This window comes from Mesorhizobium sp. B2-2-4 (genome assembly GCF_006442375.1).
Taxonomy (GTDB): domain Bacteria; phylum Pseudomonadota; class Alphaproteobacteria; order Rhizobiales; family Rhizobiaceae; genus Mesorhizobium.
Genome location: NZ_VFWB01000010.1, coordinates 45,873 through 64,994, shown reverse-complemented (window position 1 = coordinate 64,994; position 19,122 = coordinate 45,873). Strand labels below are relative to the sequence as shown.

General features: G+C 63.1%; 18 protein-coding genes and 1 tRNA gene. 6 read left to right on the top strand and 13 right to left on the bottom strand.

Annotated elements, in window-relative coordinates; translation table 11 throughout:
* Positions 1-43: 43 nt before the first annotated feature.
* The gene (locus FJ959_RS24015; RefSeq protein WP_140496288.1) at positions 44-511 is read right to left on the bottom strand and encodes an Hsp20 family protein; all 468 of its coding nucleotides are present in this window, start codon (positions 509-511) and stop codon (positions 44-46) included.
* Between the two features lie 469 nt (positions 512-980).
* Between FJ959_RS24015 and FJ959_RS24010 the strand changes: the two genes are divergently transcribed.
* Positions 981-1,961 carry an alpha/beta hydrolase gene (locus FJ959_RS24010; RefSeq protein ID WP_140632487.1) on the top strand — a complete coding sequence of 327 codons (981 nt, stop codon included), beginning with the start codon at positions 981-983 and terminating at the stop codon, positions 1,959-1,961.
* 305 nt (positions 1,962-2,266) lie between these two features.
* Complete coding sequence (locus tag FJ959_RS24005) at positions 2,267-2,710, top strand: hypothetical protein (protein ID WP_140513690.1); 444 nt, start codon at positions 2,267-2,269, stop codon at positions 2,708-2,710.
* A gap of 24 nt (positions 2,711-2,734) precedes the next feature.
* Here FJ959_RS24005 and hisN read toward each other — a convergent pair whose 3' ends face one another.
* Both hisN and FJ959_RS23995 read right to left on the bottom strand, forming a co-directional pair.
* Entirely contained in the window at positions 2,735-3,508 is a 774-nt protein-coding gene (gene hisN, locus FJ959_RS24000) for a histidinol-phosphatase (protein WP_140513691.1), read from the bottom strand.
* A 382-nt stretch (positions 3,509-3,890) separates the two neighbouring features.
* Complete coding sequence (locus FJ959_RS23995; protein WP_140632484.1) at positions 3,891-4,832, bottom strand: N-formylglutamate amidohydrolase; 942 nt, start codon at positions 4,830-4,832, stop codon at positions 3,891-3,893.
* Between the two features lie 164 nt (positions 4,833-4,996).
* Between FJ959_RS23995 and FJ959_RS23990 the strand changes: the two genes are divergently transcribed.
* Both FJ959_RS23990 and FJ959_RS23985 read left to right on the top strand, forming a co-directional pair.
* A complete protein-coding gene (locus FJ959_RS23990) occupies positions 4,997-5,359 on the top strand; it encodes a response regulator (RefSeq protein WP_006199474.1) in 363 nt (120 codons plus the stop codon).
* Positions 5,360-5,475: 116 nt separating this feature from the next.
* Positions 5,476-5,550, top strand: a tRNA-Val gene (locus tag FJ959_RS23985).
* Between the two features lie 960 nt (positions 5,551-6,510).
* On the opposite strand, the gene FJ959_RS23975 is transcribed toward FJ959_RS23985, so the two are convergent.
* The gene (locus FJ959_RS23975; protein WP_140496294.1) at positions 6,511-6,843 is read right to left on the bottom strand and encodes a hypothetical protein; all 333 of its coding nucleotides are present in this window, start codon (positions 6,841-6,843) and stop codon (positions 6,511-6,513) included.
* Between the two features lie 193 nt (positions 6,844-7,036).
* On the opposite strand from FJ959_RS23975, the gene FJ959_RS23970 reads away from it, so the two are divergent.
* A complete protein-coding gene (locus tag FJ959_RS23970) occupies positions 7,037-7,324 on the top strand; it encodes a hypothetical protein (protein ID WP_140632481.1) in 288 nt (95 codons plus the stop codon).
* A gap of 227 nt (positions 7,325-7,551) precedes the next feature.
* Complete coding sequence (locus FJ959_RS23965) at positions 7,552-8,787, top strand: MFS transporter (protein ID WP_140632478.1); 1,236 nt, start codon at positions 7,552-7,554, stop codon at positions 8,785-8,787.
* Here FJ959_RS23965 and FJ959_RS23960 read toward each other — a convergent pair.
* The 9 genes from FJ959_RS23960 to FJ959_RS23920 form a co-directional block, all read right to left on the bottom strand.
* Positions 8,774-9,619, bottom strand: a complete 846-nt coding sequence (locus tag FJ959_RS23960) for an EamA family transporter (protein WP_140496297.1) — start codon at positions 9,617-9,619, stop codon at positions 8,774-8,776. The two genes, FJ959_RS23965 and FJ959_RS23960, sit on opposite strands and share 14 nt — an antisense overlap.
* 7 nt (positions 9,620-9,626) lie before the next feature.
* Entirely contained in the window at positions 9,627-10,535 is a 909-nt protein-coding gene (locus FJ959_RS23955; protein ID WP_140632475.1) for an endonuclease/exonuclease/phosphatase family protein, read from the bottom strand.
* Positions 10,536-10,642: 107 nt separating this feature from the next.
* On the bottom strand, positions 10,643-12,193 hold the full coding sequence (locus tag FJ959_RS23950; protein ID WP_140632472.1) for a sodium:proton antiporter: 1,551 nt from the start codon (positions 12,191-12,193) through the stop codon (positions 10,643-10,645).
* A 129-nt stretch (positions 12,194-12,322) separates the two neighbouring features.
* Positions 12,323-13,387: an ABC transporter ATP-binding protein gene (locus tag FJ959_RS23945; RefSeq protein WP_140496300.1), complete on the bottom strand. Its 1,065-nt coding sequence runs from the start codon at positions 13,385-13,387 to the stop codon at positions 12,323-12,325.
* A gap of 16 nt (positions 13,388-13,403) precedes the next feature.
* On the bottom strand, positions 13,404-14,195 hold the full coding sequence (locus FJ959_RS23940; RefSeq protein WP_140496301.1) for an ABC transporter permease: 792 nt from the start codon (positions 14,193-14,195) through the stop codon (positions 13,404-13,406).
* Positions 14,192-15,106: an ABC transporter permease subunit gene (locus tag FJ959_RS23935; protein ID WP_140513697.1), complete on the bottom strand. Its 915-nt coding sequence runs from the start codon at positions 15,104-15,106 to the stop codon at positions 14,192-14,194. The genes FJ959_RS23940 and FJ959_RS23935 overlap by 4 nt, the downstream gene beginning before the upstream one ends.
* Before the next feature lie 63 nt (positions 15,107-15,169).
* Positions 15,170-16,276 (bottom strand): ABC transporter substrate-binding protein, encoded by a 1,107-nt coding sequence (locus FJ959_RS23930; RefSeq protein WP_140632469.1) that lies wholly within the window; start codon positions 16,274-16,276, stop codon positions 15,170-15,172.
* A 241-nt stretch (positions 16,277-16,517) separates the two neighbouring features.
* Entirely contained in the window at positions 16,518-17,690 is a 1,173-nt protein-coding gene (locus FJ959_RS23925; protein ID WP_140513698.1) for an iron-containing alcohol dehydrogenase, read from the bottom strand.
* A gap of 17 nt (positions 17,691-17,707) precedes the next feature.
* Complete coding sequence (locus FJ959_RS23920) at positions 17,708-19,093, bottom strand: aldehyde dehydrogenase family protein (RefSeq protein ID WP_140632466.1); 1,386 nt, start codon at positions 19,091-19,093, stop codon at positions 17,708-17,710.
* Positions 19,094-19,122: the final 29 nt, after the last annotated feature.

Genomic DNA, 19,122 nt, shown 5'->3' with positions numbered 1-19,122 from the left:
GCGCCTTTCGGCGCCGCTTCCGTCTCGGGAGGAGACTTAGGGATTACGCAGCGGTCTTGGCCTCGATCTGCTTGGCCTTGGCCGGAGCCGAAGTGATCGCGATCTTGCGCGGCTTCAGTTCCTCGGGGATGTTGCGCTTCAGGTCGACAAAGAGCAGGCCGTTCTTCAGCGTGGCGCCCACGACCTCGACGTGGTCGGCAAGCTGGAAGCGGCGCTCGAAGGCCCTGGAGGCAATGCCGCGATAGAGCAGTTCGGAACCCTCGCCGGTGCCCTCATCCTTGCGCTCGCCTTTCACGGTCAGCACATTGCGGTGGGCCTCGATCGAGATCTCCTCGTCCGAGAAGCCGGCGACAGCCATCGAGATGCGGTAGGCATCCTCACCGGTGCGCTCGATATTGTAGGGCGGATAGGTCTGCGCGCCATCGGGCTGCGCAAGGGAATCAAGCATGGTGAAGAGACGGTCGAAGCCGACGGTCGAGCGATAGAGCGGGGAAAAATCAACGTGACGCATGGTGTGTTCTCCTGTTGAGCAACAAGGTTTGCGTTTGGCCGGTGCGAAACCCGTGAGCGGCGTTCCGGTTTGACCAGCGGCCCCGACATTGGCGGCCGCAATCCACATTTGGGGAGCGGGCAAAGCCATTTCAAGATTTTGCCTCCCGGCAAAAATCGAGGATGAACGGCAGATGAACCGGCGCTTTTGCGCGCGTTCAGACAGCCGCCGCTAGACTGCTCTCGACATCAAGGACAAGCGGCGCCGGATCTGCATGGACCGGGCGCCGCGACGAGGCCGAACCGGGTGCAACGTCCCTTCCTCCCGGATCGACAGGGGCCGGAAGCGCGCTCATAGCGGCTTCCGGCCTTCCCTGTTGCCGATCCGACGCTCCCGGAATTCCTTTGCTTTTGGCCCATGGACGGCTATCAACCTTGGCGAGGCCGGCCACGACAGGCAGGCATGCGAGACGCCGAGCACGAAGCGCCGAATGACGGATCTCCCTTTTCACGAAACTCCCCTTTTTCATGAAACTGAGGGCAACCCGCGACCGGAAAACGCCACCGGCGGCTTTTTCACCGCACGCGACGGCAAGAAGATACGCTATGGCCTGTTCGCCGCGCTCGCCCGCCCGATGAAGGGCACCGTGGTGCTGCTGTCCGGCCGCAACGAGTGCATCGAGAAATATTTCGAAACCATTCGCGATCTTGCGGCGCGCGGTTTTGGCGTCGCCACGCTTGACTGGCGCGGCCAAGGCGACTCCGACCGGCTGATCCGCGATCGCCAGCGCGGCTATATCAGGTCCTTCCGCGACCACACGGCCGACCTTGAACAGTTCTTCGAGGAGATCGTGCTGCCGGACTGCCGCGGGCCGTACTACATCCTTGCCCATTCGGCCGGCGCCGTGATCACGCTGCTTGCTTCGCCCTCCATGGTCAACCGCGTGCGGCGCATGGTGCTGATCGCGCCGTTCTTCACCTTGCCCGACCTGCCCGTCTCGATCCGGACGGTCCGCCGCGTCTGTTCGCTGTTTTGTGCCCTGGGCCTTGGCCGGCTTTACGCCGCCTGGGGGCCGCGGCCGAAGGTTACCGCTCCCTTCGACACCAACAAGGTAACGACGGATCCGGAACGCTACCGCCGCAACACCAAGATCTACGAGGATCACCCGCAACTGGCGCTTGGCGGCCCGACGATCCGCTGGCTGAGAGCGGCTGCCGAAGCCGCGGAAGCGGTAAGCGATCCCGAATTCATGGCCCGCATCCGGGTCCCCCTGCTGGTCATCGCCGCCGGTGCCGATCAGGTCGTCTCGACCAAGGCCGTGGAAGCCTATGCCAGGCGTCTGCGCCTCGGCTCGCTGCTCATGATCGACGGCGCGCGTCACGAGATCCTGCAGGAGGCCGACATCTACCGCGAGCAATTCCTCGCCGCCTTCGACGCTTTCATTCCCGGCAGCGACGACCCGACGGCCTGATGGCGCGTATTGCCGAGACCGGAGCCGGTCCGGCGCCGGCTCATGCCTGGTTGGCGAAATTCCATAATCCGGTTGGCCCCCCAGGTCGCCCCGCTATCCGCCGACAACGCCCATTCCCAGCACGCCGTCTTGCACGGATCAATGTCGGACGATGATCGCGCCGACGCCTCGGCAGGTTTAACGGCTATGCATGCTTCTCAATTCGGCCGTTCGGCCGGAGACAGCTCGACGCCTGGTTCCCGTTCCGGCGCCGGGCGCTAGTTACCGTCCGCAGAGGTCAGTCGACGGGATCGGGAGGAGCGGTCATGAACGCATCGGGCACGCTGCCACGCCAGGGCCATCGCCTGCTGCAGCTCGGCATCGCCCTCCTGCTGTTTTCGTCATTCGAAGGGTTCGCCATCCCATACCTCGCCGCACCGCGGCTCGGATTGTCGGTTCACACGCTCAGCGCCTTGCAGGGCGTCCTGCTGCTGGTTTTGGGTCTCGTCTGGTCCAGGCTCAATCTTGGCGTCGCGATGTCACGGATTGCGTTCTGGTTCCTGATCTATTCAGCCTTAGCCATCCTGGCAGCCTATGTGATGGCCAGCCTCTGGGGAGCCGGCAACGAGACGATGCCGCTGGCGGCCGGAGCCGCGCATGGAAGCGCCTTTCAGGAATACGCGATCAAAGGCATCGCCTATTCGTCCGCGCCGACCGGCCTCATCGCTTTCGCGCTCATTCTATGGGGCCTGCGTCTCTCAGACGCCTAAAGCGCATCGCGGCGAAACGGATGCTCAGCCGCGCAGGGCCGCCATCGCCGCTGCATGGAGCTCGGGCGTCGCCGCCGCCAATATATCGCCGCCATTCTCGGCCGGCCCGCCGTCGAAGGTGGTGACCACGCCGCCCGCCTTCTCGATGATGGGGATCAGCGCCACGATGTCATAGGGCTTCAGTCCGGGATCGGCGACGATGTCGACGCTTCCCGCGGCGACCATGGCGAAGGCGTAGCAGTCGGTGCCATAGCGAGCGAGTTGCACCTGCCTCTCGAACTGGTCGTAGCGCAGGCGCGCCTCGCCCTTGAACAGCGCCGGCGTCGTGGTGAACAGCGTTGCTTCAGCAAGGCTCGTCGTCTTGCGCGTGACCAGTTTTCGCGGCCCGCCCGGCCCCTCATAATGAGAACCGGAAGCGTTAGCGTAGAAGAGCTCGCCGGTGAAGGGCTGCGACATCAATCCGGCAACGGCATCGCCCTCCACCGTCAATCCGACCAGCGTCCCCCACACCGGCAGGCCGGAGATGAAGGCGCGCGTGCCGTCGATCGGATCGATCACCCAGACATGCCTGCTGGAAATATTCTCGCTTCCGTGTTCCTCGCCGAGAATGCCATGGTCCGGATATTGCGCCGATATCAGCGCCCGGATGGCACGCTCGGCTTCGCGATCGGCTTCGGTGACTGGATCGAAGCTGCCCTTTTCCTTGTTGGCGACCGCGCCCTGGCTGCGGAAGCGCGGCAAGGTTTCCGCTGCCGCCGCCTGCGCGATGCGGCGCATGAAATCGATGCTGATGTCCAACTGATTCTCCCGCATTGCAGCATGCCCGAGCCACGGGTGCCGCCAGTTTCGCGCCAAGACAAGGGCGTTCCAGGATTTTTCGCCGCGCCGACTGTTGCCAGAATAACACGCCGGCGCCACCGAAGCGCAATTTCCACATCACTCTGAATTAAAAAAGCCGGTAGGTCGCTTGACATTTGTGCAGCGCACCATACCCTTGATCTCGGACAGGGTTTCCTGTCCATGCCCTCCTTGGGCGTTTCCTCCCTAGACTTCGACCGTATCGTGCGAACGATGCGGTCTTTTTTTCGCCGCCAATTCCAATCCCCGCCAATCCCGATCCATGTCGCCCAAGACTATGCGGCGGTTGAGGATGGCGCCATCTAATGAAACCAGGATCTATTCACTCCGCGGCCAGCGGCAGATCCATGAAATGGTGGTCGGGCATGGCCATCAGGTCGGCCGAAAATCGCGCCAGGTCGTCGGTCAGCGCATCGAAACCGGCCGCTTTCTCGAATGTGCGCTCATTCATGTAGAGCCCGCGATTGACCTCGATCTGCAGCGCATGGAGATGGCGCGCCGGGCGACCGTAGTGTTCGGTGATGAAGCCGCCGGCATAGGGCTTGTTGTGGGCGACGGTATAGCCCATGGCGTTGAGCAGGCCGATCGCGGTCTCGGTCAATGCCGCGGTGGCTGAGATGCCGAAGCGGTCGCCGATGATGAAATCGGGCCGCAGGCCGCTGTCTCCGACGCGGATGCTCGCCGGCATCGAGTGACAGTCGATCAGCACGGCAAAGCCGAAACGCGCGTGGGTTCGCGTCAACAGCCGTTTCAGCGTTTCATGATAGGGTTTGTAGACGGCCTCTATGCGGGCAACCGCTTCGGCCAGCGGCAGGCGACCGGAGTAGATGTCGAGGCCTTCACCGACCAGCTTCGGAACGGTGCCGAGCCCGCCGGCCACGCGTGCGGAACGGATGTTGCAGAAGGATGGCACCGGCTCGGCGAACATGCGCGGATCGAGTTCCCACGGCTCGCGGTTGACGTCGAGATAGGCACGCGGGAAATTAGCCGCGAGCATCGGCGCGCCAAGCGCCACCGCGCCGCCGAACAGCTCGTCGACATAGCAGTCCTCGGACCGGCGAATGGCGTTGCGGTCCAGCCTTGCCATGGCGAGGAAGCGCTCCGGATAATGGCGCCCGCTGTGGGGTGAGTTGAAGAGGAAGGGGACGCGCTGCTCGGCGCCCGACCGGATTTCGAAGGGGGGAACGACCAAAAAATCCTCGGCTGCCGTCTTCAATTTGAACGAACCCGAAAACACCAATGCATCATGGGATGAAAGTGCCACCTTGACGGCCGCATGTCCAGCATTTCGGCGCCGGCACCGCCTTTGCGAATGCGGATTATGCCGCGCCTCGTTCACTTGATGTTTACCCTCGCCTCCTCATATACAGGATGGTTAACGGCCCTGCCTTTCGGCAGAGTCCGGGCGGGTGATTCGGACGGGATATCATGGCACGCATTCTTCTGGCGGAAGACGACGACGATATGCGTCGCTTCCTCGTCAAGGCGCTGGAGCGCGCCGGTTACCAGGTCAGCGACTTCGACAACGGCGCCAGTGCCTATGAGCGGCTGCGCGAGGAACCGTTCTCGCTGCTTTTGACCGATATCGTCATGCCGGAGATGGACGGCATCGAGCTGGCCCGCCGCGCCACCGAGATCGATCCCGACCTCAAGGTCATGTTCATCACCGGTTTCGCCGCCGTTGCGCTGAACCCGGATTCCAAGGCGCCGAAAGACGCCAAGGTGCTGTCGAAGCCGTTCCATCTGCGCGACCTCGTCAACGAGGTCGAGAAGATGCTGCAGGCGGCCTGAGCCGTTTTTGCCCAAGGCATCGGCGACTATCGGCCGGTGCGGCAAAACGGAGCCTTCTTTCCCTTTTCCTGCTATTGACGCGCCGGATCAAAAATGGTGTATGCGCGGCTTCGGATGGGCGTGTAGCTCAGCGGGAGAGCACTGCATTGACATTGCAGGGGTCACAGGTTCAATCCCTGTCACGCCCACCATCCTTTCAAAGACTTAGCTTCTTGGGCCGATTGGCACAGAAACGGCACAAAACGCCCACTGAGCTCCTGAATGGTGCCCTTGAGTATTCCGATGCGGCCGATCCGTGACAGCTTGTGTGTTGCGCCCGATATCGCGCGGATCAAGAAAAAGCCGAACGGAACAACCAGCGCCGTGAGAGATTAGGCGGCACGCTTCCCTCCGCCCTCCGTCGGCTCAATAGCCCCGTCTGCGCTCGCGGGGCGGGGTTTCTGCGTTTTGGGCATCTACCTCCAATTGCCGACCGAATCGCTCTTTCGGGTGACTTTCTTAAAGGAGTGAACTGTTCAAATCTGGAGTCTCTCTAAGCGGGAGGAACGGATGGGCAGCGATTTCGAGGCCGCACGACGACACCTGAAGCGCGCGCGTCAGTGCCTTCATGGCGATGATCACGTGAGCAGAGAAACGGTTGAGAGAATCGATGAAATGATCATAGCCCTGGCCGCGGAGGAGTGCTCTTCGTTTGGCTCCCTCTTCCCCTTCGGCCATCGAACGACGCGGAACTCTGAGGCCGCCTCGTCCAAGGCATAGCTCTACCTGCTGAAGGCAAACACTCGCGGTCCGTCGAGGCCCCGCTGGCTCCGTCCGGCCGGCTCTTCGAACTTGCCGGAGGCGGTTTCGTCTCGCTGGGCAACAAAGGCTTTTGGTCATATAAGCGGAACCTGATATTCGGTGGCTGATTTCCGTGGCGGCAGCGTTCCCACACGCTGCCGGCCGAGGTTCCGAACCTTGGTCGGGCCCGCATCGCCCCGCCAGTGGTGCGGGCCCACAAAGCGGCACCTAGAACCAAGCCGCTGGCTTCGGCCGGGGCTACGGCTTGTTCATGGGTGTTGTCTTTGACGCGGGATCGAGCGCGATGCGCGACCTTCTGTAGACTTGATGAAAAGGCCGGAGCCAACAATCGCTCCGGCCCTGTTTCGTCGTCAGTCATTGCAGCTGTCGTCGGCCTTTGCCGCCGCGGTCTTGCCGCCATGCTGCTGCGCCTCGATATCCTGCTGCGATGTTGCGAGATTCTTGTCACCGCCGCCTTCCGCCCCCGCCAACGGCATTGTGCTGCCATCCTTGGCGGCCGGTTTGCCGGCACTATCCTTGGCCTTCGGAGTTTCCAAGGGCGCGTGGGTACCATCTTTCGAAATACCGGCGGTCTGTTGGGTGTCGGCGCCCGTGTTGGCAGCCGACTTGTCCGGACATGCCGCGATTGCAGAGCCCGCAGAAAACGACACCGCAAGCGCGATTACTAAAGCCATTTTCATCATGCTCGTCCTTCTGTTTGAGTGCCCTGCGGGTGAAACTAACGGCGCTTTTCTTTGTTCCGGGCCGGGCCGTATGTCGTCATCGACGCACCACAACCGGCACGTTGATGCCACGGCGACGGCGCCAGATACTCCACGGAAGCGTTCGCCGACTCCCTTGTTATGCGGCCGAAGGGATACTCACCAGGAGTGAATGATGAAACGACTTCTTCTCGCTTCCGTCGTAATGATTCTTTCCGGCGGCCTTGCCCTGGCGCAATCGACCAATACGACGTCGAGCGGCTCCTCCTCCACGACGACAACGATGCCGACGGATCAGAACACGGACTCGACCACGACCAAGTCGACCAACTCCAACTCCGCCAAGGATTGCGCACCGGGCCAACAGACAGGCAGCGCCAAGGAGTCAGCTCCCGGTCAGCAGGATACCAGCGCCAAGTCCGCGGCCCCTGGCCAGATGGAAACGACGACGGAAGGTTGCTGACCGCATTGCCGCTGATGTCTCGACTCGCAACCTTGGCCTCCAGGTGCCTCGCGTCAGTTGGAACCACCTGCTGGGCTGATAGCCCGTCGGCTTCGGCAGGCGGGCGTCCAATGAATGCGGCTGTGGACTCGGTGACCCCCTACGCAAACGTGACCAAGTTCTCTGAAAAGTGACTGACGATTGTTCGCCTCGACGCGATAACGTTCCTCGACATCAGGAGGAACGCCTTGAAGCTCAATTCGCAGCAGAAGAAAACCGTCCTTGCCTCATTCCTGGGCTGGACGCTCGACGCTTTCGATTTCTTCCTTCTGACATTCCTGCTCACAGACATTGCGTCTGAATTCCAGACCGACGTCCCGGCGGTGTCAAAGGCGCTTTTCCTGACCCTTGCGACGCGCTTCATTGGCGCGTTCTTCTTCGGCACGTTGGCAGACAAATTCGGGCGCAAGCCCATCCTGATGCTCAACATCGTCAGTTATTCCGTGATCGGCGCTTTGGCCGCCTTCTCGCCCAGTCTCGGCATATTCCTGGCGCTGCGCGCACTGTTCGGCATCGCCATGGGCGGCGAATGGGGACTTGGCTCCTCGCTTGCCATGGAATCCATCCCGCCCAGCGCCCGCGGCATGGTCTCGGGCATCCTGCAATGCGGCTATCCGGCCGGCTACCTCCTAGCGGCGGTCGTCTATGGCCTGCTCTATCACCAGACGATCGGCGGCTACACGATCGGCTGGCGCGCCATGTTCCTGCTCAGTTTCATCCCGGCCCTGATCGTCCTTTTCATCCGCTCACATGTTCCGGAATCGCCGGCCTTCGTCGAGGCGCGGAAGACCGTAAGGCCCGGCATGCTGGAGACACTGCAAAAGCACTGGGGCGTCGCCCTCTATGCGGTCGTGCTGATGATGTTCTTCAACTTCTTCAGCCACGGCACGCAGGATCTCTACCCGACATTCCTGAAGAAGCAGCATGGTTTCGACCCGCACACGGTGAGCTGGATCACCATCGTCGCCAACATCGGCGCCATCGTCGGCGGTCTGGCGTTCGGGGCGCTGTCCGAGAAAATCGGCCGCGTCAATGCGATCACGCTCGCCTGCCTGATTGCCTTGCCGTCCATCCCGCTATGGGCCTACAGCTCGACGCCCTTCATGCTGGCCATCGGCGCCTTCGTCATGCAGGTCGCGGTCCAGGGCGCCTGGGGCGTCATTCCGGTGCACCTCAACGAGCTCTCGCCCGGCGCGGTGCGCGCGACCCTGCCCGGCTTCATCTACCAGGCCGGCAATCTCGCAGCCTCCTATGGCGGTCCCTATCAGGCGGGCATAGCCGAGGCTCCCGGAGGCAGCTATGGCTACGCGTTGGCGCTGTTCGCCGGCGTGGTCGCCGTCTGCATCATCATCGTCATCCGCTTCAGTCCGGAACGGCGCGGCCAGGTGATGACCGTGCTGGACCACGACATCAGCCGAGTCTGAGCGCCACGACGCCGGCGACGATGCTGAGCGCGGCGGCGCCGCGCCAGCCCGTCATCTTCTCGCCGAGCGCGAACACCGAGATCACCATGGCGAACAGGATGGAGGTCTCGCGCAGCGACGCCACCGAGGCGATCGGCGCCTTGGTCATAGCCCACATGACGATCCAGTAGGCAGCGCCGCTCAGCACGCCGGTGAACAGCCCCGCTTTCCAGTCGCGCGCCAGCACCGGCAAGGCCCGCGGTCCACGGAAGATCAGGCACAGCACCAGCGCTCCAAGCGCATCGCACACGAACAGCCAGGCGGCATAGCTCTGCGCCGTGGCCGCCAGCCGCGCCCCGCTGCCGTCGGACAGTGTGTAGCTGGCGATGAAGATCGAGGTCCCCAGCGCAAAGCCCACCGCGCGCAGGTTCAATCGTTCCAGATGCGCGCCGCCGCGAAACGACATCACCAGCGTGCCGGCCGACAGCAAAAGAATACCCAGAATCGCGAGCGGCGCCGGCACTTCGGCGACCACGAACATACCGCCAAGCGCCGCCAGCAAGGGCGCGGTGCCGCGCGCCAGAGGATAGGTCTGGGCGAAGTCGCCGGCCTGGTAAGCGCCGATCAGGAAGGTCCGGTAGCCCATGTGGAAGACGACGGAGGCAATGATATAGAGCCAGACCTCCGCCCTCGGCACCTCGACGAAGGGAAGTGCGAAAAGCGCGGCAAATCCCATGCCAAGCGTCATCAGGGTGATCGACAGGAAGCGGTCGAGATGGACCTTGACCAGCGCATTCCAGATCGCGTGCATGGCGGCTGCGGCAAGCACCGCGAAGAAGACGAAAAGCGTCATTTGGGGCTCATCCGCCTCCGGGGCCGGCGGGCGTTTCGAGATCGATGTCGATCCTGACCGGAAAATGATCGGAAGCCACTTCGCCAATGTCCGAGCTGACCGAGCGCACCCGCCCGGCAAACAGGCCCCCGACGAAGCAATGATCGAGCCGGCGCTTTGCCAGCCTGCCGTCGATGATCTTCTCGTGCGTGTGGAAGTCATCCGCCGGTTCAATCGCCACGGCAGCGGCATCGACGAACCCATCCAGATAGGCGGCACCGCGATGATAGGGCGTGCCGCCGACGATGCGGCGGTATTCGGCGCTGCCCGGCTCCATGTTGAAATCGCCCATCCAGATCGCCGCCAGCGGGTTCTCCGGCTCTGGCTCGCCATTGCTCCAGTTGCGCGCCGGCTCATCGTCGGCGCCGCTCCACGGCCCGCCATCGGAGGGCGCCCGGCGATGCTCGGCGAGCAGATAATCGATCTGCTCCAGCCGTTCTTCAACCGCGACATGGGCGAGATGCAATGAAAGCACCCGCACCGGACCCGCCGGCGTGCGGATCATGCATTCGAGCGCCGCGTTGCGGGTGTTGAGCGGCCGCAGTGTGCGGCGCATCGGCAGCGCATGCAGCCGCGACCAGACGATCGGCAGCTTCGACAGCACCATGGTGCCGAACTGCCGGCGCCGGTTGACGATGCGGCCGTCGCGCTGTTCGCTGGCGTCCATGTCGAAGGCCGGGCCGTACACCCAGTGATAGTCCGGCAGCAGCCGCGAAAGCAGCTCTGGCTGGTCGTCGAAATTGCTGCGCTGCCAGTGCCGCTCGACCTCCTGCAAGGCGATGATATCGGCGCCGGCAACAATGCGCGCGGCGCGCGCCGGATCGTAGAGGCCGTCGCTGCCGAACCCGTATTGGATATTGTAGCTGACCAGCTTCATTCTTGTCCGGCTCAGTTTGGTGACGGCAGTACCGTTTCGACGGCGACCTTGCAATGGACCGCCGCGGCGGCCCGGCTGGGCCACGACGCAAAAGCCCCTCGCCTCGCCTAGGTCGTCAGCGGCTGGAACCGTCCCGCCGGGGAAGCCGCCAGCTCCGACCAGTCGATTTCTTCCTCCAGCCGGTGATAGGCCTCGTCACCGATCGTCCCGTTGCGGCGAAGTTCTTCCAGCGCGTCGCGCTGGCGCTTGATGGCATAGAGCCGAAGCCGGTCGTACTCGGTTGCTGCCTGGGCGTCGTCGGGGTTCTTGGCGACCTTGCGCTGTGCGGCATACTGCTCGCGCACCGCCGCCGCCGCGGTCGAGGTCTTGCCGCTCAATATGTCGAGGGCCGCTTGCATGATGGCGACACGGGCCTGCGCGACCTCGCGGTCTATAGTCTCGTCCGGTTCGAGACGAAGCAGGCGCAGCAACGGCTTCAGGCTCATGCCTTGCAGGACAAGCGTGCCCAGCACCACGCAAAAGGCGGTGAGCACGATCGGATCGCGGCCGGGGAAGTCCGCCGGCAATGCGAAGGCAGCCGCCAGCGTCACCAGGCCGCGCATGCCGCACCAGCCGATCAGCACCCCGCCGCGAAACGACGGCACCTCTTGCCGCTGCTCCGCATTGCCGAAGCGGGCAAGCCATCGGATCACGGCGCCGCAGCCCAGCACCCAGGCAAGGCGGGAAACGATGACGACCGCCAGGATCGTCCCTGCAAACAGGAACGCCTCGGACTGTCCCTGCTCGGCCAGGCGACCGACGATCAGCCGCGCCTGCAGGCCCATCAGCACGAAAGCCAGCACGTTAAGCACGAACACCGCCGTCTCCCAGACGGAATAGGAGCTGACGCGCTTTCTGGCCGACATGCGCCGCGGTGCGGTGCGCGCGATGGTCATGGCATAGACGACGATGGTGATGATGGCCGAGAGCCCCAGCCTGTCAGCCAGGATCCAGACGCCGAACGTCCCGGCGAACTGCACGACGGTGCCGCTCGCCGCATCTTCGATACGTCCAAGCATCGCCTGGGACAGGCGGCCGAGCAGATAGCCCGCGGCCAGGCTGCCGATGGTCGACAGCAGGACCATCGGAACGGCACTGCCCAAAAGAACGGGACCGGCGGCGGCGGTGATCGCGATGCGATAGATCAAAAGCGCGGTGGCGTCATTGAGCAGGCTTTCGCCCTGAAGGATGGCCGTGATGCGGTGCGGCACCTTGAACTGCCCGAGCACGGCGCTCGCGGCAACCGCGTCCGGCGGCGCCACGATGGCGCCAAGGGCTATGGCGGCGGCGATCGGCAGGCCGGCCATTTTCCAGCCGACCAGTCCCACGACGGCGGTCGTGAAAACGACCGCGCCAAGCGCCAGCAGCACAAGCGGCAGCCTGTAGCGGTTAAGATCGCGCAGCGATGTGTCGTAGGCCGCGTCGAGCAGCACCGGCGCAATGAACAGCGCAAGCGCCAGTTCCGGATCGATCTCGATCGTCGGCGCGCCGGGCAGGAAGCCAAGGCCGGCGCCCGCCAGCGCCAGCAAGGCGGGGTAAGGAACCTGCAGGCGCCGCGACAGCGCCGTCAGCGCAACGGCGATCAGCAGGAGGACAAGGGTGAGCTCAAATAGCGCCATGGCTCATCGTAGCGGCGAAGCGGAGCTCTTGGCAGTGGCAAAGCGGCAGGATGCTGTTGATTGTCCAATAGGAGTGCATCGTCCGGCAACTGGACCGGTGGGCCGGATCGGCAGGGCGCTTCGGCCGCGTCAGTGCAGCACCAGCAGGTCGCCCGACGAGAAGGAAATCTCCGCCTTCTCGCCAACGGCCGGCGGTGGCGTCGTCGAACTGTTGAACGTGTCGAGCGAGACGGTGTTGCCGCCGATGCCGACCCGGACCCGGATCACTGAGCCGAGAAAGTGCACTTCGGAGATCTCGCCGGACAGGCTTGAATCGCGACCGGGCTGGCGGCCGAGCGAAATGGCTTCCGGCCGCAACGCCAATGACAGCGTATCGCCGGACTTCGAGCCGTTGAGCCTGCCCTTGAGCGAGACTTCCTCGGTGTTGACACGAACCTTGCCCGACGCCGCGTCGGTGACGGTGCCTTCCAGCACATTCAGCGTGCCGACGAAATTGGCGACGAACTTGGTTGCCGGCCGGTTGTAGATCTCGAACGGCGTGCCGACCTGCTCGGCCTTGCCGCCATACATCACCGCGATGCGGTCGGAGATCGACAGCGCCTCTTCCTGGTCATGGGTGACGAAGATGGTGGTGATGCCGAGCTTCTTCTGGATCGAGCGGATTTCCTCGCGCAGCGAGACGCGCACCTTGGCATCAAGCGCCGACAGCGGCTCGTCGAGCAGCAAGAGCTTCGGCTTCGGTGCGATGGCGCGGGCCAGCGCGATACGCTGCTGCTGGCCGCCCGAGAGCTGATAAGGATAGCGGTCGGCCATCTGCGGCAGCTTGATGATGCCCAGCATTTCGGCGACACGGGCATCGATATCAGCCCTGGACATGCCGGCGACTTTCAGTCCGAAGCCGATGTTCTGCGCCACGGTCAGGTTCGGGAACAGCGCATAGGCCTGGAACACCATGCCGACATTGCGCTGGTTCGGCTTCAACCTGGTGATGTCCTTGCTGCCGACGACGATCTTGCCGGCCGACGGCTCCTCGAAGCCGGCGACCATGCGCAGCACCGTCGTCTTGCCGCAGCCTGACGGGCCGAGGAATGAGACGAACTCGCCCGGTTCGACGTCGAGATTGAAATCCTCGACAACGGTGGTGGCGCCGAAGGATTTTCGCACATGCTGGATGGAGAGGAATGGCTCGGCCATGGCTTTTTCTTTCGGGTCAGTTCGGACGATTAGCCGATTTCGGCGCGAAGCGCGACAGGATCTGGATCAGCGACATGCAGCCCCAGGTGATGACGAAGGCGATGATGGCAAGGGCCGCCGGCTCATAGGCGCGGTTGGCCCCGACATTCTGCAGATACGGGCCGAAAGCCGGCCGGTTCAGCAAGCTCGCCATCGTAAACTCGCCGATGACGATGGCGAATGTCAGGAAGGCGCCGGACAACACCGCAATCAGCACATTGGGAAGGATGACGCGGGTGATGATCGTGCCCCAGCCGGCCCCGAGGATCTGGGCCGCTTCCGTCAACGTCCGCACGTCGATGGTTCTGAGCCCCGTATCGACGGCACGATACATATAGGGCAGCGCCAAGGTCGCATAGCCGATGACCAGCAAGGCATTGGTTCCCATATCGGACCCGAGGAACGGCAAGGGTGAATTCGAGCCGTACATCCTGATATAGCCGAAGACGATGACGATGGCCGGAATGACCAACGGCAAAAGCGTGATGAACTCGACGATCGGCCTGAGCTGCGGCAGCCGCAATCGGATCCAGTAGGCTGCCGGCACCACGATCAGCACACCCAGAATGATGGTGAAGATGGCGGCGACCACCGAATACAGGAAGGTCGCCTGGAAACGCGCGTCGCCGAGCACGATCCGATAGGCGTCGAAGGAATAGGCGCCGCGCCGCATGCGCATCGAAAATTCCACCGTCGCGATCAGCGGGATGAAGAAATAGGCCGCGCCGAGGATGAAGACCACCCAGGCCCAGAATTTGCCCGACTTCATTTCAGCCACCTCTCGGAACGGGTCCGGAACCAGATGTAGAAGACATTGGCCAGGCCGGTGATGACGATCATGCCGAAGGCGATCGCGTAGCCGAGATGGGCATTGTGCAGCACGTCGCCGCGGATTTGCGCGTAGAGCAGGATCGGCACGATGTTGAGCGACGAGCCGGTCAGCGCATAGGCGGTGGCGATCGCCCCGAAGGCGTTGGCGAAAAGCAGGATCACGGTGCCGAGAAAACTCGGCCAGATCACAGGGATGACCACGATGCGCCAATATTGCGCGGTGGTCGCGCCAAGCGTGGCGGCAGCTTCACCCCATTCCTTCTTCAAACCATCGATTGCCGGCGTGATGATGACCACCATCAGCGGTATCTGGAAATAGACATAGGTCAGCGTCAGGCCCCAGAAGGACAGGATGTTGAAGCCGTGGGCATAGATGTTGAGGCCGAACACGGTGTTCAGGATCACCGTGGCAAGACCGAGCCGGCCGAGCGTGGCGAGGAAGGCGAAGGCCAGCGGCACGCCCGCGAAATTGGAGGCAACGCCGGAAAAGGTCAGGGTCGCCGAGCGTATCCAGTCCGGCAGCCCGCCGCGCACGATGGCGATGGCGATGGCCAGGCCCGCGAAAGCGCCGATCAGCGCCGAGGCCAGGCTTACCTTGATCGATATCCAGTAAGCGGCAACGATCGACGGCTGCGCCAGAGCGACAATGTTCTCGAGCGTGAACTCGCCGGCATCATTCTGGAATGCGCCCAGCATCAGATAAAGCGTGGGCAAAATCAGGAACATGATGGCGAAGATGAAGAACGGAGCGACGCCTAGCCATTGCGTCGGCAATCGCAACGCGCGTGCCTCCGCGGGCGGCGCGGTCTTGCCTGCGGTATCGTGACTGGAAAGCGAGAGATCGGTCATGCGCCGGCTACCGTCTTCGAGGGGGAACCGGGCGGCCGCGAAGCCGCCCGGTGGATTCAACTGTTACTTGACGTTGGCACCGACAACGGAGTCCCAGTTCTTGGTGACGGCCTCCTTGGCCTTGCCCTGCTCGTCCAGCGTCGGGAACACCGCCGAAGCATAGGCTTCCGCCGGCGGCAGCTTGGCCAGGACGTCCGCCGGGATCTTGCCGTTCTTGGCGAGATCGTTGAAGCGGATCGGGTGGCAATAGCCCTTGAGCCAGCCGATCTGGCCTTCGTCTGAATAGAGGTATTCCATCCAGAGCTTGGCTGCGTTCGGATGCGGCGCATAGGCGCTGATCGCCTGCACGTAGACGCCGGCGACGACGCCGGTCTTCGGCACGACGACGTCGACCGGCGGGTTGCCCTTCAGCGTGTCACGGCCGGCGAGCGCGTTATAGTCCCAGTTGATCAGAATCGGGGTCTGACCCTGGGCGAGTGTCGCCGGCTTGCCGATGACCGGTACGAAGTTGCCGGCGGCATTGAGCTTCTTGAAGAAGTCGAGGCCGGCGGTGCCCGCGGCTTCGCCAGCCGCGGCTCCACTCGAAAGACCAGCGGCATAGACCGCCTGGATGGCCTGGTTCGAAGCGCGCGGATCGCCGGCGAGAGCCACTGAATTGGCGAATTCCGGCTTCAGCAGATCGGCCCAGTCAACAGGCGATTCCTTGACCAGATCCTTGTTCACCATCATCGCCAGAACGCCGTAGTAATCACCGTACCAGGCGCCGTCGGCATCCTTGGCGCTGTCGGGGATCGAGTCCCAGGTCGACACCTTGTAGGGCATCAGCAGGCCGTCGGCCTTGGCAGTCGGGCCGAAGGACAGGCCGACGTCGATGACGTCGGGCGCCTGCGGACCCTTATTGTCCTTGTTGGCCTTGATCGCCTCGACCTCGTCGCCCGAGCCGGCGTCGGGGTTGAGCTCGTTGATGGTGATTTCCGGATATTTCGCCTTGAACCCCACGATAACGTCGCCGTAACCGCACCAGTCATGCGGCAAAGCGATGGTGGTGAGCTGGCCTTCCGCCTTCGCGGCCTTGACGAGATCGTCCAGCGGAGCCGCGGACGAAATCACCGTCGACGCAAACAGCGCCGCGGCCGAAAGGGAAAGCACTTTCCCCGTGAATTTGAACATGTGTTCTCTCCGTTGAACTGACGCCGTTGGACGCCTGCGATGCGGTATCGTTTTCGTGTGACAGCCAGATGAAAGCTTTATGAAACCCCACCGCTGGCAGCACGAAAGTTAACTCCTTTTAATCGACTGTAGCAATTAGCCCCCACTTAATTTTCCGGCTAATTACTTTTTGCCTTGCACTTCACCCCTTTCCCCTTGGTTGCCCCTGATTTTCCAGATCAACTTTACCCTTAAAGCGGTATCACACCGTCCCGGCGATTGCATTTTCGAGCAGCGTCAGCGCTGCCTTCTTGGTCAGCTTGACCGGGTTGCCGCCGGCTGTCGGATCGACCACCGCCATATCGGCGATCAAGGCCCTGCGCTTCTTGTCCATGTCGAGCCCCTTGATCAGGCCAGGCAGCGCATGCGGCACCTTCAATTCCTTGCGAAGCTTGATGACAGCCTTGGCGAAGCCGTCGAAGCCGCCCCTTATGCCGCAATAGGCGGCGAGCCGCGCGATGCGGTCCTCGATCGCCTCGCGGTTGAAGGCGAGCACATAGGGCATGAACACCGCATTGGTCATGCCGTGATGGGTGTCGTAGAGCGCCCCGATGGGATGCGACAGCGAATGGATCGCCCCCAGCCCCTTCTGGAAGGCTGCCGCGCCCATCGCCGCGGCGCTCATCATGTTGGCGCGGGCGACCAGATCCCTGCCGTTGGCATAGGCCTTTGGCAGGTTCTCGAAGACAAGTCTGATGCCTTCCACGGCGATGCCGTCGGCCATCGGATGATAGCCCGGCGCGCAATAAGCCTCGAGGCAATGGGCCAGCGCGTCCATGCCGGTGCCGGCGGTGATGAAGCCCGGCATGCCGACCGACAGCTCCGGATCGGCAATGACGATCGCCGGCAGCAGCTTCGGATGGAAGATGACCTTTTTGGTGTGGGTCGCCTCATTGGTGATGACGCCGGCGCGGCCGACTTCGGACCCGGTGCCGGCCGTGGTCGGCACCGCTATGATCGGCGCGATCGCGTCCGAGTTGGCGCGTGTCCACCAGTCGCCGATGTCCTCGAAATCCCAGACCGGGCGCGTCTGTCCCGCCTGGAAGGCGATCAGCTTGCCAAGGTCGAGCGCCGAGCCGCCGCCGAAGGCAATGACGCCGTCATGCTTGCCCTTCTTGAACACCGCGATGCCGGCGGTGAGATTGGAATCGACCGGATTCGGCTTCACTTCGGAGAAAACGCCGTAGGGCACTTTTGCGTCATCGAGGATTTTCAGCGTCGAAGCGACGACCGGCAGTTTCGCCAGCCCCGGATCGGTGACGAAGAGCGGCCGCTTGATGCCGGTGGCGGCGAGCACCTCGGGCAATTCCTTGATGCGCCCGGCGCCGAAGCGGACGGTGGTGGGGTAGTTCCATTTGGAGATCAGCTTGGACATGTTTGTCTTTCAAAAAATCAGATGGCTTCGCGCAGGTGGAAGGATTTCGGCCGGGTCAGGTTGTCGTAGCCGATGGCGGACAAGCCGGCCCCCTTGCCGGTGTCCTTGACGCCGGTCCAGACCAGCGCCGGGTCGAGGTAGTCGCAGCGGTTCATGAACACCGTGCCGGTCTCGACGCGGTCGCCGATCGCCACCGCATGCTCGGTGTCGCGCGTCCAGATCGAGGCGGTCAGGCCGTAGGGGCTGTCGTTCATCAGCGCGATCGCCTCCTCGTCGTTGCGCACCTTCATGATGCCGACGATCGGGCCGAAACTTTCCTCGCGCATGACGCTCATCTGATGGTCGACGCCGGTCAGCACCTCCGGCGCCAGATAGGGCGAGCCGGCCTTGTCCTGAGCCACCTTCATGTTGATATGCGCCTTGGCGCCCTTGCGCAGCGCCTCGGCCTTCTGCTCACGGATCAGGTCGGCGAAACGCGCCTGCGCCATCGGCCCCATCGTCGTCGCCTGTTCGAGCGGGTTGCCGACGACATAGTTCTTCGTCTCGGCGATGAAGGCTTCGACGAACTCGTCATAGACCCTTTCATGCACATAGACGCGTTCGATGCCGCAGCAGCACTGGCCGGAATTGTAGAAGGCGCCATCGACCAGATTGGCGACCGCATGGTCCATCTTGGCGTCGGGCAACACATAGGCCGGATCCTTGCCGCCAAGCTCCAATCCGAGCGTCATGAAGGTGCCCGCCGCTGCCTTTTCGATGGCGCGGCCGCCGGCGACCGAGCCGGTGAAATTGACGTGGTCGATCTTGCCCGAGCCAAGCAATCTTTCTGTCTGGACATGGTTCAGCACGATGTTCTGGAACACGCCCTTGGGCAGGCCTGCTCTGTCGAAAGCCTGCTGGAAACGCTCGCCGACCAGCAGCGTCTGCGCGGCATGTTTGAGGATGACGGTGTTGCCGGCCATCAGCGCCGGCACGATCGTGTTGACCGCGGTGAGGTAAGGATAGTTCCACGGCGCGATCACCATGACCACGCCGAGCGGATCCTTCTTCACATAGCGGCGGAACCCGTCCTTCGGATTGGAGGCCGGCACGGATTTCAGCGCCGCCTCGGCGATTTCGACCATATGGCTGGTGCGTTCCTTGACGCCGCCGAACTCGCCGCCATAGCGCACCGGACGCCCCATCTGCCAGGCGATCTCCGGCACGATCTCGTCGGTCATGGCAACCAACGCCTCGAGCATCGCCAGCATGTACTTGCCGCGCTCGGCGATCGGAGTCTGCGCCCACTTCTCCTGCGCTGCCTTGGCGCGCTCGACAGCGGCATTGACCGCCTGGTCGGTGGCGATCGGACGCTCGGCATAGACCGAACCATCGATAGGGGATTTGAGTTTCACGATTTCCAAGAAGATGTCTCCATATCGAAAGGCAAAGC